Raw genomic sequence first — 13466 nt, forward strand, 5'->3', positions numbered from 1 at the left:
TACGCAAGTCGGATCGTTCAATAATAGCTCACAAACCCTGCTTAAACTGGTAATAACGCCCCTGTCTGGCAAGCAGTTCTGCGTGAGTACCTTGCTCAATAATTTGTCCGTTGTCCATCACAATTATTTGCTGGAAACGAGAGAGACCGCGAAGTCGATGGGTGACCATTAACACCGTTTTCTCACGCATCATTTCTGCAAGTAATTCAAGGATCTGGCTTTCAGTTGTGGCATCTAAGCCTTCAGTTGGTTCGTCCAGCAATACCAGCGGCGCATCGTGTAATAGCGCACGGGCGATAGCCAGACGGCGCAGTTCGCCACCGGAGAGTTGGCGTCCACCTTCACCCAGCCAACTGTTGAGTCCTGCGTCTTCAAGCAGCTTCTCCAGACCGACGCGGCGCAAGATCTCCGCCAGAACCTCATCACTGCTGCCTGGTGCTGCAAGTAACAGATTATCTCGCAGCGTGGCGCTAAACAGATGTACACGCTGTGGCACAACGCTGATGGTCTGGCGCAGAGTCGCTTCATTCAGGCTGGCTATAGAGCTACCGTTAAGCAAAATCTCGCCCTGTTGTGGGTCCCATGCGCGAGTCAGCAGTTGTAACAGTGTTGATTTACCGCATCCCGTTCGACCGAGAATCGCAATATGTTCTCCGGCGTTTGCCTGAAGGGAAATCCCTTTAAGAGCTTGCTGTGATTGCTCAGGATAAGTGAACTGAACATCACGTAACGTCACGGAAACCTGATCGGCAACATGGGTTTGGGTATCAGGGAAGGTGACTTCCGGTTTTTGATCCGTTAAGTCAGTGATCCGTACTGCAGAGGCAATGACTTGCCCCAGATGCTGAAATGCACCTGTCACCGGCGCCAGAGCCTCAAACGCAGCTAACGCACAGAAGACAAACAGGGCAATTAACGCGCCGGGTTGAGGATTGCCACCAACGCCGCCAGACGCCATCCACAGCATCAGGATCACCGCTAACGCGCCAATGAGCAGCATTATCGCTTGCGATAAAGCGGTTAGTTCAGATTGACGGCGTTGCGCTTCCAGCCACTGAATTTCAGTATTCTCTAACTGCGTACGATAACGATCGCTGGCACCAAAAATGGTCAGTTCAGCTTGCCCTTGCAGCCAGGCTGTCAGTTGCTGGCGATACTGCCCGCGAAGATGAGTCAGATTATGCCCTGTGCTTTTACCAGCACGATAAAATAGCGGAGGCATCAGGAACAACGTCAGCAACATAATGCCGCCCAGCGTGAAGGCGAGGGTGAAATCGAGGAAGCTTAACCCAATTGTCACCACCATAATCACCACAAAAGCGCCCACCAGCGGTGAGATAACGCGCAAATAAAGATGATCGAGCGTATCAACATCCGCCACGACGCGGTTGAGCAATTCGCCCTGACGATAGCGCGCCAGCCCGGCAGGGGAGAGCGGCAAAAGTTTACTGAAGGTGTAAATGCGCAGATGCTGCAATACGCGGAAAGTCGCGTCATGACTCACCAGACGTTCAAAATAACGCCCTGCGGTACGGGTGATTGCCGCGCCACGCACCCCTGCGGCGGGGAGCATATAGTTGAAGCTGTACAGTCCTGCAACGCCCGCAACCGCTGAGGCGGAGAGGAACCAGCCGGAAAGCGTCAACAGACCGATACTGGCGAGCAGAGTAATAATCGCCAACACAATACCAAGGCTTAACATCCATTTATGACGTTTATACAGAGCCAGATAGGGTAGCAAAGCGCGCATTTAAATCTCCTCCTGACGATGAGCCAGCAATGTAGCGAAAGGACCGTTAGCCACGCTTAATTCCGCGTAACGCCCTTGCTCAATAATCTGACCATCCTGCATCACCCATATGGCGTCCCAGTCAGCAAGATCTTCTAACTGGTGGGTGACCATTAACGTAGTCTGGCGCAAAGAGGCGGCATTCAGCGCCTCCATCACTCGCTGTTCACTGTGTGCATCCAGGCTGGCAGCGGGTTCATCCAACAGTAATAGCGAACAGGGATGCAGTAATGCGCGAGCCACCGCCACGCGTTGCGCCTGCCCCACGGAAAGGCGGGCAGCCTGGTCGCCAACAGGCGTATCAACTCCTTGTGGCAGGAGCGGTAGAAACTCACTGACCCAGGCGTTATCCAGTGCTGTTTGTAACTCTTGTTCGCTGGCATCAGGTCGCGCCAGTAGCACATTGTCCCGTAGTGTTGCTGCTGGTAATTGTGGATTTTGCCCAACCCAGGAGAGATGTTTACGCCACGATTCCGGTGATAAATCACGTAATTCTATCCCGTTGACCCGTAGTGATCCCTGATATGAGAGAAAACCGGAAAGCGCATTAAGCAGTGAACTTTTACCTGAACCGCTACGACCAACCAACACCGCACGTTGACCTGCTGGCAAAGTAAAGTTCAGCGGTCCGGCCAGCGTTTTACCTTCCGGCGATGTGATAAACAGATCCTCGGCCTCAATGGTCACCGGATCGGTCGATGTTAATTCCGTCTCACCGCGCTGCGGATGGGCGAGCGGGGTTTCCATAAACGTTTTCAGACTGTCCGCCGCGCCAACAGCCTGGGCTTTAGCATGATAAAACGTACCGAGATCGCGCAATGGCTGGAAAAACTCAGGCGCAAGTATCAGCGCCAGAAAACCCGCAGCCAGCGTCACGCCAGTATCATAGTGACCAAAATCCAGCTCGCCGAGATAGGAAAAACCAAAGTACACCGCCACAAGGGCAATCGACAGCGAGGTAAAGAACTCCAGTATGCCGGAGGATAAAAATGCCAGCCGCAGCACTTCCATTGTCCGTTGACGGAAATCTTCCGAAGCAGAACGAATGCTTTCAATTTCAGCTTCACCACGACCAAAAATACGCAGCGTTTCCATGCCGCGCAGGCGATCGAGGAAATGCCCACTTAAGCGAGCAAGTGCGAGAAAGTTACGTCGGTTTGCATCGGCGGCGCCCATTCCAACTAACGCCATAAACAACGGGATTAACGGCGCAGTGCCCAGCAGAATAAGCGCCGCAGCCCAGTTAGAAGGGAATATTGCTACCACAATCAGCAGCGGCACCGACACTGCCAGCGCCATTTGTGGCAGGTAGCGAGCATAGTAATCATGCATATCGTCAATTTGCTCGAGTACCAGCGTCGCCCAACTCCCCGCTGGTTTGCCCTGAATCCACGCTGGTCCTGCTTGCTGCAAACGGTCGAGAACCTGGCGGCGGATGGCAAAACGGATATGCTGCCCGGCGTGATAACCCACCCGTTCGCGCAACCAGACCACCCATGCGCGCAACACAAAGGTCAGCACCAGTAAAGTAAAGGGCAGAAGCAGGGCTTCGCGGGGGATGTTCTCCATAATCATGTGCTGCAGAATACGCGCCATGAACCAGGCCTGGGCAATTATCAATATGCCACTTACAAAGCCCAACAGACGAGAAATATTCAGCCACCGTTGGGAGATGACGCTTTGCTGTTTTAACCAGCGGGTTAACTCTTTTTGACGGGATTTATTCATTGCACGCTTAGCAGGTGAGTTATCAGAATTTTTTGCAGGGCAATGTTACAACGGAGGAATAATAAAGGCGACCCATAGTCGCATGGTGTCGCCTTCTTTACTTTTGTTACTGATTTGTAAAATTATTTTGCGTCAGCTAAACCGTCGAGGTAGCGTTCAGCATCCAGTGCCGCCATGCAGCCTGTACCGGCGGAAGTAATGGCCTGGCGATAAATATGATCCATCACATCACCTGCGGCAAAGACGCCCGGAATGCTGGTCTGGGTGGCATTACCATGAATACCCGATTGTACTTTGATGTAGCCGTTTTCCAGTTCCAGTTGCCCTTCGAAAATGGCGGTATTCGGGCTATGACCGATAGCAACAAACAGACCGGCAACGTCGAGCGACTCGATGTTATCGCTGTTTTGTGTATCACGAAGACGAACGCCAGTGACACCCATCTGATCGCCGGTCACTTCTTCCAGCGTACGGTTGGTGTGCAGAATGATGTTGCCGTTCTCCACTTTATCCATCAGACGCTTAATCAGAATTTTTTCTGCGCGGAAAGTATCGCGGCGGTGAATCAGGTGTACTTCAGAAGCAATGTTAGAGAGATACAATGCCTCTTCAACAGCGGTATTACCGCCGCCGATAACCGCAACCTTCTGATTACGGTAGAAGAATCCATCGCAGGTCGCACAGGCGGAAACCCCACGTCCTTTAAAGGCTTCTTCAGAGGGCAGGCCGAGATAGCGAGCAGAAGCTCCGGTAGCAATAATCAGCGCATCGCAGGTGTACTCGCCGCTGTCGCCAGACAGACGGAACGGACGATTCTGCAAATCCACTTTGTTGATGTGATCAAAGATGATTTCAGTTTCAAATTTGGTGGCATGTTCATGCATGCGTTCCATTAATAACGGACCGGTCAGATCGTTTGGATCGCCTGGCCAGTTTTCCACTTCCGTGGTGGTGGTCAGTTGGCCGCCTTTTTCCATGCCGGTAATCAGCACGGGTTGCAGGTTGGCGCGCGCCGCGTAGACAGCAGCGGTATAGCCCGCCGGGCCTGAACCCAGGATAAGCAGTTTACTGTGTTTGGTCGTGCCCATGAGATCCCCATAGTTGTTGGCAGACAATGGGCAGGATTGTAGGGAATTTACAGACGTAAAAAAAGAGTATGACGATTTTGTTAACGATTTGTGCAATCGTCAGAAGCGATAAGCATGTCAAATTCTTCTGTCATTATCACGCCTGCTACTTAATTTTTCCGGTTTATAAGCCGATTAAATGATGATTAAACGCGACTGTTAATGAATAACTGGCATGTTGTACTAAAAAACGATGTTTTGCTTTGACAATCACCTGGTGTTTTGCGAAAACATTCGAGGAAGAAAAAAACAGTATTCTTATATGCGCATAATCATGCATGTAAATACCATGTTTACCGTGCTAGTGAAATCTACGCATGGCGTGGACAGACGCCATTCGTGATGTCGATAGCAGCCTCCAGGCAACGGTCTTCTCACCGTAGACCCAGGCATTGCGCGCCGTGAATCTTAATGATTTCGGTCTATCGTGACGGGTAGCGACTCTGAACAGTGATGTTTTCAGGGTCAGACAGGAGTAGGGAAGGAATACAGAGAGACAATAATAATGGTAGATAGCAAGAAGCGCCCTGGCAAAGATCTCGACCGTATCGATCGTAACATTCTTAATGAGTTGCAAAAGGATGGGCGTATTTCTAACGTCGAGCTTTCTAAACGTGTGGGACTTTCCCCAACGCCGTGCCTTGAGCGTGTGCGTCGGCTGGAAAGACAAGGGTTTATCCAGGGCTATACGGCACTGCTGAACCCGCATTATCTGGATGCATCACTTCTGGTATTCGTTGAGATTACTCTGAATCGTGGTGCTCCGGATGTGTTTGAACAATTCAATACCGCTGTACAAAAACTTGAAGAAATTCAGGAGTGTCATTTAGTATCTGGTGATTTCGACTACCTGTTGAAAACACGCGTGCCGGATATGTCAGCTTACCGTAAGCTGCTGGGGGAAACTCTGCTGCGTCTGCCTGGCGTCAATGACACACGGACATACGTTGTTATGGAAGAAGTCAAGCAGAGTAATCGTCTGGTTATTAAGACGCGCTAACACGGAACAGGTGCAAAATCGGCGTATTTTGATTACACTCCTGTTAATCCATACAGCAACAGTACTGGGGTAACCTGGTACTGTTGTCCGTTTTAGCATCGGGCAGGAAAAGCCTGTAACCTGGAGAGCCTTTCTTGAGCCAGGAATACACTGAAGACAAAGAAGTCACATTGACAAAGTTAAGCAGCGGGCGCCGACTTCTGGAGGCGTTGCTGATTCTTATTGTCCTGTTTGCCGTCTGGTTGATGGCAGCTTTATTGAGTTTTAACCCTTCGGATCCTAGCTGGTCGCAAACGGCCTGGCATGAGCCTATCCATAATTTAGGTGGGGCTCCTGGTGCGTGGCTGGCCGATACCCTGTTCTTCATTTTTGGCGTGATGGCTTACACCATCCCCGTCATCATTGTCGGTGGCTGTTGGTTTGCGTGGCGTCATCAGGCCAGCGACGAATACATTGATTATTTTGCCGTTTCGTTACGTATTATTGGCGTGCTGGCGCTCATCCTTACCTCCTGTGGTCTGGCAGCCATTAACGCCGACGATATCTGGTATTTTGCCTCTGGTGGCGTAATCGGTAGTTTATTAAGCACCACGTTGCAGCCTCTGCTACACAGCAGTGGGGGAACTATTGCGCTGCTTTGCGTCTGGGCAGCTGGCCTGACGCTGTTTACCGGTTGGTCCTGGGTGACTATTGCCGAAAAACTGGGCGGCTGGATTTTAAACATTCTCACCTTCGCCAGTAATCGCACCCGTCGCGATGATACCTGGGTCGATGAAGATGAGTATGAAGACGACGAAGAGTACGAAGATGAAAACCACGGCAAACAGCATGAATCGCGCCGTGCTCGTATTCTTCGCGGCGCGCTAGCGCGTCGTAAACGCCTGGCGGAAAAATTCATTAATCCGATGGGGCGGCAAACAGACGCTGCGTTATTTTCCGGCAAGCGGATGGATGATGAAGACGATGTTACCTACACTGCGCGCGGCGTAGCAGCCGATCCTGATGACGTCCTGTTTTCGGGCAATCGTGCAACGCAGCCAGAGTATGACGAATACGATCCTTTATTAAATGGTGCGCCGATTACCGAGCCTGTCGCTGCCGCAGCGGCTGCAACCACGGCGACGCAAAGCTGGGCCGCGCCGGTTGAACCTGTTACTCAGACGCCGCCTGTTGCCTCTGTTGATGTTCCACCTGCGCAACCTACTGTTGCCTGGCAGCCTGTGCCGGGGCCGCAAACGGGCGAGCCGGTTATTGCTCCTGCAGCGGAAGGTTACCCACAGCAGCCACAATATTCGCAGCCTGCGGTGCAATATAATGAGCCGCTGCAACAGCCTGTACCGCCACAGCAGTCGTACTATACGCCTGCTGCGGAACAACCTGTTCAACATGCAGCGGAACAACCTGTTCAACAGCCGTATTATGCCCCTGCACCAGAACAGCCGGTGGCTGGTAACGCCTGGCAAGCCGAAGAGCAGCAATCCGCTTTTGCTCCCCAGTCTACAAACCAGACGGAGCAAACTTACCAGCAGCCAGCCGTTCAGGAGCCGTTGTACCAACAGCCGCAACCTGTTGAACAGCAGCCTGTCGCGACACCTGAGCCTGTTGTAGAAGAGACAAAGCCTGCGCGTCCGCCGCTTTACTATTTTGAAGAAGTGGAAGAGAAGCGTGCCCGTGAACGTGAACAACTTGCGGCCTGGTATCAACCGATTCCTGAACCGGTTAAAGAACCAGAACCGATCAAATCTTCGCTGAAAGCAACTTCTGTTGCAGCAGTACCTCCAGTAGAAGCCGCTGCCGCTGTTTCACCGCTGGCATCGGGCGTGAAAAAAGCGACCCTGGCGACGGGAGCCGCAGCGACGGTTGCTGCGCCTGTTTTCAGCCTGGCAAATAGCGGTGCGCCGCGTCCGCAAGTGAAAGAGGGCATTGGCCCGCAGTTACCTCGACCGAAGCGTATCCGCGTACCAACACGTCGTGAACTGGCGTCATATGGCATTAAGCTGCCCTCACAGCGTGCAGCGGAAGAGAAGGCTCGTGAAGCCCAGCGCAACCAGTACGATGCTGGCGGGCAGTATAACGATGATGAAATCGATGCGATGCAGCAGGATGAACTGGCTCGTCAGTTCGCCCAGACGCAGCAGCAACGCTATGGCGAGCAATATCAACATGATGTGCCAGTGAACGCGGAAGATGCAGATGCTGCGGCAGAGGCTGAGCTGGCTCGTCAGTTTGCCCAGACTCAGCAGCAGCGTTATTCCGGTGAACAACCGGCTGGGGCGAATCCGTTCTCGCTGGATGATTTCGAATTTTCACCGATGAAAGCGTTAGTGGATGATGGTCCACACGAACCGCTGTTTACGCCAATTGTTGAACCTGTTCAGCAGCCGCAGCAACCGGTAGCACCGCAGCCGCAGTATCAACAGCCGCAGCAACCGGTAGCGCCACAGCCGCAATATCAACAGCCGCAACAACCGGTAGCACCGCAGCAGCACTATCAACAGCCGCAACAACCGGTAGCACCGCAGCAGCACTATCAACAGCCGCAACAACCGGTAGCGCCACAGCAGCAATATCAGCAGCCGCAGCAACCGGTAGCGCCACAGCCGCAGTATCAGCAGCCGCAGCAACCGGTAGCGCCACAGTCGCAGGATACCCTGCTTCATCCGCTGTTAATGCGCAATGGCGACAGTCGTCCACTACACAAACCGACGACGCCGCTGCCTTCTCTGGATTTGCTGACGCCGCCGCCGAGCGAAGTGGAACCCGTAGATACCTTTGCGCTTGAGCAAATGGCGCGTCTGGTAGAGGCGCGTCTGGCTGATTTCCGCATTAAAGCCGATGTCGTCAATTATTCTCCGGGGCCAGTTATCACCCGCTTTGAGCTGAATCTGGCACCGGGCGTAAAAGCGGCGCGTATTTCTAATTTATCACGTGACCTCGCTCGTTCGCTATCAACCGTGGCGGTTCGTGTCGTTGAAGTTATTCCGGGTAAACCTTACGTAGGTCTGGAGTTACCCAACAAAAAACGCCAAACCGTTTACCTGCGCGAAGTGCTGGACAACGCTAAGTTCCGCGATAACCCATCGCCATTAACGATAGTGCTGGGTAAAGATATCGCTGGCGATCCGGTCGTTGCCGATCTGGCAAAAATGCCGCATTTGTTGGTTGCGGGCACTACCGGCTCCGGTAAGTCAGTCGGTGTGAACGCCATGATCCTGAGTATGCTCTATAAAGCGCAGCCGGAAGATGTGCGTTTCATCATGATCGACCCGAAAATGCTGGAGCTTTCGGTATATGAAGGTATTCCGCATCTGCTAACGGAAGTCGTGACCGACATGAAAGATGCTGCCAACGCTTTACGCTGGTGCGTCAACGAAATGGAGCGTCGTTATAAACTGATGTCTGCGCTGGGTGTGCGTAACCTGGCGGGTTATAACGAAAAAATTGCTGAAGCTGACCGTATGATGCGCCCAATACCAGATCCGTACTGGAAACCGGGCGACAGTATGGATGCTCAGCATCCGGTGCTGAAAAAAGAGCCTTATATTGTTGTTCTGGTCGATGAATTTGCCGACCTGATGATGACGGTGGGTAAAAAAGTGGAAGAGCTGATTGCACGTCTGGCGCAAAAAGCCCGTGCCGCAGGTATCCACCTCGTATTGGCAACGCAACGTCCATCAGTTGATGTTATTACAGGTCTGATTAAAGCGAATATTCCGACCCGTATCGCCTTTACGGTATCCAGTAAAATTGACTCACGAACCATTCTCGATCAGGCTGGTGCCGAATCGTTACTGGGCATGGGGGATATGCTCTACTCCGGGCCGAACTCCACCATGCCGGTACGTGTTCATGGTGCCTTTGTTCGGGATCAGGAAGTTCATGCCGTGGTGCAGGACTGGAAAGCGCGTGGTCGCCCACAGTATGTTGATGGCATCACCTCCGACAGTGAAAGCGAAGGTGGCGCGGGCGGTTTCGATGGCGCTGAAGAACTGGATCCGTTGTTCGATCAGGCGGTGCAGTTTGTCACTGAAAAACGCAAAGCGTCAATTTCAGGCGTACAGCGTCAGTTCCGCATTGGTTATAACCGTGCGGCGCGTATTATCGAACAGATGGAAGCGCAGGGGATCGTCAGCGAACAGGGGCACAACGGTAATCGTGAAGTGCTGGCCCCACCGCCGTTTGACTAATGGATGTGTAGGCCGGATAAGACGCAATAGCGTCGCATTCGGCACTCTATCAACTGAAAATTCAGTATTTTCTTCTTTCCTCAAGCTGATTATTAGCCTGGAATAGAGTAGAGGGAACTCCCGTTTGGGAGTGACGTAATTTGAGGAACAATGATGAAAAAAATTGCCATCACCTGTGCATTACTCTCAAGTTTAGTGGCGTCCAGTGTTTGGGCTGATGCCGCAAGCGATCTGAAAAGCCGCCTGGATAAAGTCAGCAGCTTCCACGCCAGCTTCACGCAAAAAGTGACTGACGGTAGCGGCGCGGCGGTGCAGGAAGGTCAGGGCGATCTGTGGGTGAAACGTCCTAACTTGTTCAACTGGCATATGACTCAACCTGATGAAAGCATCCTGGTTTCTGACGGTAAAACACTGTGGTTCTATAACCCGTTCGTTGAGCAGGCTACGGCAACCTGGCTGAAAGATGCTACCGGTAATACGCCGTTTATGCTGATTGCCCGCAACCAGTCCAGCGACTGGCAGCAGTACAATATCAAACAGAATGGCGATGACTTTGTCCTCACGCCGAAAGCCAGCAATGGCAACCTGAAGCAGTTCACCATCAACGTGGGGCGTGACGGCACAATCCATCAGTTTAGCGCGGTGGAGCAGGACGATCAGCGCAGCAGTTATCAACTGAAATCCCAGCAAAATGGCGTTGTGGATGCAGCGAAATTTACCTTCACCCCGCCGCAAGGCGTAACGGTAGATGACCAACGTAAGTAGAGGCACCTGAGTGAGCAATCTGTCGCTCGATTTTTCGGATAATACTTTTCAACCTCTGGCCGCGCGTATGCGGCCAGAAAATTTAGCACAGTATATCGGTCAGCAACATTTGCTGGCTGCGGGGAAGCCGTTGCCGCGCGCTATCGAAGCCGGGCACCTGCATTCAATGATCCTCTGGGGGCCGCCGGGTACGGGTAAAACGACCCTTGCTGAAGTGATCGCCCGCTACGCAAACGCTGATGTGGAACGTATTTCTGCCGTTACTTCTGGTGTGAAAGAGATTCGCGAGGCGATCGAGCGCGCGCGGCAGAACCGCAACGCCGGACGCCGCACCATTCTGTTTGTTGACGAAGTACATCGCTTCAACAAGAGCCAGCAGGATGCGTTTCTACCGCATATTGAAGATGGCACCATCACTTTCATTGGCGCGACGACTGAAAACCCCTCGTTTGAGCTTAATTCGGCGCTGCTTTCACGTGCCCGCGTCTATCTGCTGAAATCATTGACGACCGAGGATATTGAGCGAGTACTTACTCAGGCGATGGAAGACAAAACGCGCGGCTATGGTGGGCAGGATATTGTTCTGCCCGATGAAACACGCCGTGCGATTGCTGAACTGGTGAATGGTGACGCGCGTCGGGCGTTAAATACGCTGGAAATGATGGCGGATATGGCCGAAGTCGATGGCAGTGGCAAACGTGTCCTGAAGCCCGAATTACTGACGGAAATCGCCGGTGAGCGTAGCGCCCGCTTCGATAACAAAGGCGATCGCTTTTACGATCTGATTTCCGCACTGCATAAATCTGTGCGTGGCAGCGCACCTGATGCGGCGTTGTACTGGTATGCGCGAATTATTACTGCTGGTGGTGATCCGTTATATGTCGCGCGTCGCTGTCTGGCGATAGCGTCGGAAGACGTCGGCAATGCTGACCCACGTGCGATGCAGGTAGCGATTGCTGCATGGGATTGCTTTACCCGTGTTGGTCCGGCAGAAGGCGAACGCGCCATTGCCCAGGCGATTGTTTACCTGGCCTGCGCACCGAAAAGCAACGCTGTGTATACGGCGTTTAAAGCCGCGCTGGCCGATGCTCGCGAACGTCCGGATTATGACGTGCCGGTTCATTTGCGTAATGCGCCGACGAAATTAATGAAGGAAATGGGCTACGGGCAGGAATATCGTTACGCTCATGATGAAGCAAACGCTTATGCGGCCGGTGAGGTTTACTTCCCACCGGAAATAGCACAAACACGCTATTATTTCCCGACAAACAGGGGGCTGGAAGGCAAGATTGGCGAAAAGCTCGCCTGGCTGGCTGAACAGGATCAAAATAGCCCCATAAAACGCTACCGTTAATGTTATCGTTGCGGTAATGTTGTTACTGTATCCCTGTGGTCGCAGGCTGTGGCCACATCTCCCATTTAATTCGATAAGCACAGGATAAGCATGCTCGATCCCAATCTGCTGCGTAATGAGCCAGACGCAGTCGCTGAAAAACTGGCACGCCGGGGCTTTAAGCTGGATGTAGATAAGCTGGGCGCTCTTGAAGAGCGTCGTAAAGTATTGCAGGTCAAAACGGAAAACCTGCAAGCGGAGCGTAACTCCCGATCGAAATCCATTGGCCAGGCGAAAGCGCGCGGGGAAGATATCGAGCCTTTACGTCTGGAAGTGAACAAACTGGGCGAAGAGCTGGATGCAGCAAAAGCCGAACTGGATGCTTTACAGGCTGAAATTCGCGATATCGCGCTGACAATCCCTAACCTGCCTGCAGATGAAGTGCCGGTGGGTAAAGACGAAAATGACAACGTTGAAGTCAGCCGCTGGGGCACCCCGCGTGAGTTTGACTTTGAAGTTCGTGACCACGTGACGCTGGGTGAAATGCACTCTGGCCTCGACTTTGCAGCAGCGGTTAAGCTGACCGGTTCGCGCTTTGTGGTGATGAAAGGGCAGATCGCACGTATGCACCGCGCATTGTCGCAGTTTATGCTGGATCTGCATACCGAGCAGCATGGCTATAGTGAAAACTATGTCCCGTATCTGGTTAACCAGGATACGCTTTACGGTACAGGTCAGTTGCCGAAATTTGCTGGCGACCTGTTCCATACCCGTCCGCTGGAAGAAGAAGCAGACACCAGTAACTACGCGCTGATCCCAACGGCAGAAGTTCCGCTGACCAACTTGGTTCGCGGTGAAATCATTGATGAAGATGACCTGCCGATTAAGATGACCGCCCATACGCCATGCTTCCGTTCTGAAGCCGGTTCTTATGGTCGTGATACCCGTGGTCTGATCCGTATGCACCAGTTCGACAAAGTTGAAATGGTTCAGATCGTGCGCCCGGAAGACTCTATGGCGGCGCTGGAAGAGATGACCGGTCATGCAGAAAAAGTCCTGCAACTGCTGGGTCTGCCGTACCGTAAAATCATCCTTTGCACTGGTGACATGGGCTTTGGCGCGTGCAAAACTTACGACCTGGAAGTATGGATCCCGGCGCAGAACACCTACCGCGAAATTTCTTCCTGCTCTAACGTCTGGGATTTCCAGGCGCGTCGTATGCAGGCACGCTGCCGCAGCAAGTCTGACAAGAAAACCCGTCTGGTTCATACCCTGAACGGTTCCGGGCTGGCTGTTGGTCGCACGCTGGTTGCGGTAATGGAAAACTATCAGCAGGCCGATGGTCGTATTGAAGTACCAGAAGTTTTGCGTCCATATATGAACGGACTGGAATATATTGGCTAATACCCAATTTTTCTGAATCTAAAAAGCGCCTGCGGGCGCTTTTTTTGTCTCCCTTTGATACCAAACAATAATTACTCGTTACTTAAGCGCAATACTACTTACGAGTGAAAATCTACCTATCCCGTTGATTTTC

Annotated in this window: 8 protein-coding genes; 5 read left to right on the forward strand and 3 right to left on the reverse strand. The window is 52.5% G+C overall.

All coding sequences use genetic code 11. The annotated features are described in order from the left end of the window. Positions 1–28: 28 nt before the first annotated feature. The 3 genes from cydC to trxB all read right to left on the reverse strand — a co-directional run bounded on the left by cydC (position 29) and on the right by trxB (position 4605). Complete coding sequence (gene cydC / locus RGV86_RS20490) at positions 29–1750, reverse strand: heme ABC transporter ATP-binding protein/permease CydC (RefSeq protein WP_085460574.1); 1722 nt, start codon at positions 1748–1750, stop codon at positions 29–31. Next, a complete protein-coding gene (gene cydD, locus RGV86_RS20495; RefSeq protein WP_085460575.1) occupies positions 1751–3517 on the reverse strand; it encodes a heme ABC transporter permease/ATP-binding protein CydD in 1767 nt (588 codons plus the stop codon). Positions 3518–3639: 122 nt separating this feature from the next. After that, complete coding sequence (trxB, locus tag RGV86_RS20500) at positions 3640–4605, reverse strand: thioredoxin-disulfide reductase (protein ID WP_000537426.1); 966 nt, start codon at positions 4603–4605, stop codon at positions 3640–3642. Positions 4606–5149: 544 nt separating this feature from the next. On the opposite strand from trxB, the gene lrp reads away from it, so the two are divergent. The 5 genes from lrp (at position 5150) to serS (ending at position 13333) form a co-directional block, all read left to right on the forward strand. Beyond that, positions 5150–5644 carry a leucine-responsive transcriptional regulator Lrp gene (lrp, locus tag RGV86_RS20505; RefSeq protein ID WP_000228473.1) on the forward strand — a complete coding sequence of 165 codons (495 nt, stop codon included), beginning with the start codon at positions 5150–5152 and terminating at the stop codon, positions 5642–5644. Positions 5645–5778: 134 nt separating this feature from the next. After that, positions 5779–9831 (forward strand): DNA translocase FtsK, encoded by a 4053-nt coding sequence (gene ftsK, locus RGV86_RS20510; protein ID WP_085460576.1) that lies wholly within the window; start codon positions 5779–5781, stop codon positions 9829–9831. A gap of 153 nt (positions 9832–9984) precedes the next feature. Next, positions 9985–10596 carry an outer membrane lipoprotein periplasmic chaperone LolA gene (gene lolA / locus RGV86_RS20515; protein WP_021550529.1) on the forward strand — a complete coding sequence of 204 codons (612 nt, stop codon included), beginning with the start codon at positions 9985–9987 and terminating at the stop codon, positions 10594–10596. A gap of 10 nt (positions 10597–10606) precedes the next feature. Next, complete coding sequence (gene rarA, locus RGV86_RS20520) at positions 10607–11950, forward strand: replication-associated recombination protein RarA (protein WP_085460577.1); 1344 nt, start codon at positions 10607–10609, stop codon at positions 11948–11950. A 90-nt stretch (positions 11951–12040) separates the two neighbouring features. Beyond that, positions 12041–13333, forward strand: a complete 1293-nt coding sequence (gene serS / locus RGV86_RS20525) for a serine--tRNA ligase (RefSeq protein WP_000886683.1) — start codon at positions 12041–12043, stop codon at positions 13331–13333. Positions 13334–13466: the final 133 nt, after the last annotated feature.

This window comes from Escherichia ruysiae (assembly GCF_031323975.1).
Lineage (GTDB): Bacteria > Pseudomonadota > Gammaproteobacteria > Enterobacterales > Enterobacteriaceae > Escherichia > Escherichia ruysiae.

Bases quoted from the DNA above. Each gene is read 5' to 3' on its own strand.
- lrp (WP_000228473.1), top strand. From the start codon at position 5,150: ATGGTAGATAGCAAGAAGCGCCCTGGCAAAGATCTCGACCGTATCGAT.
- serS (WP_000886683.1), top strand. From the start codon at position 12,041: ATGCTCGATCCCAATCTGCTGCGTAATGAGCCAGACGCAGTCGCTGAA.
- trxB (WP_000537426.1), bottom strand. From the start codon at position 4,605: ATGGGCACGACCAAACACAGTAAACTGCTTATCCTGGGTTCAGGCCCG.
- cydC (WP_085460574.1), bottom strand. From the start codon at position 1,750: ATGCGCGCTTTGCTACCCTATCTGGCTCTGTATAAACGTCATAAATGG.
- lolA (WP_021550529.1), top strand. From the start codon at position 9,985: ATGAAAAAAATTGCCATCACCTGTGCATTACTCTCAAGTTTAGTGGCG.
- cydD (WP_085460575.1), bottom strand. From the start codon at position 3,517: ATGAATAAATCCCGTCAAAAAGAGTTAACCCGCTGGTTAAAACAGCAA.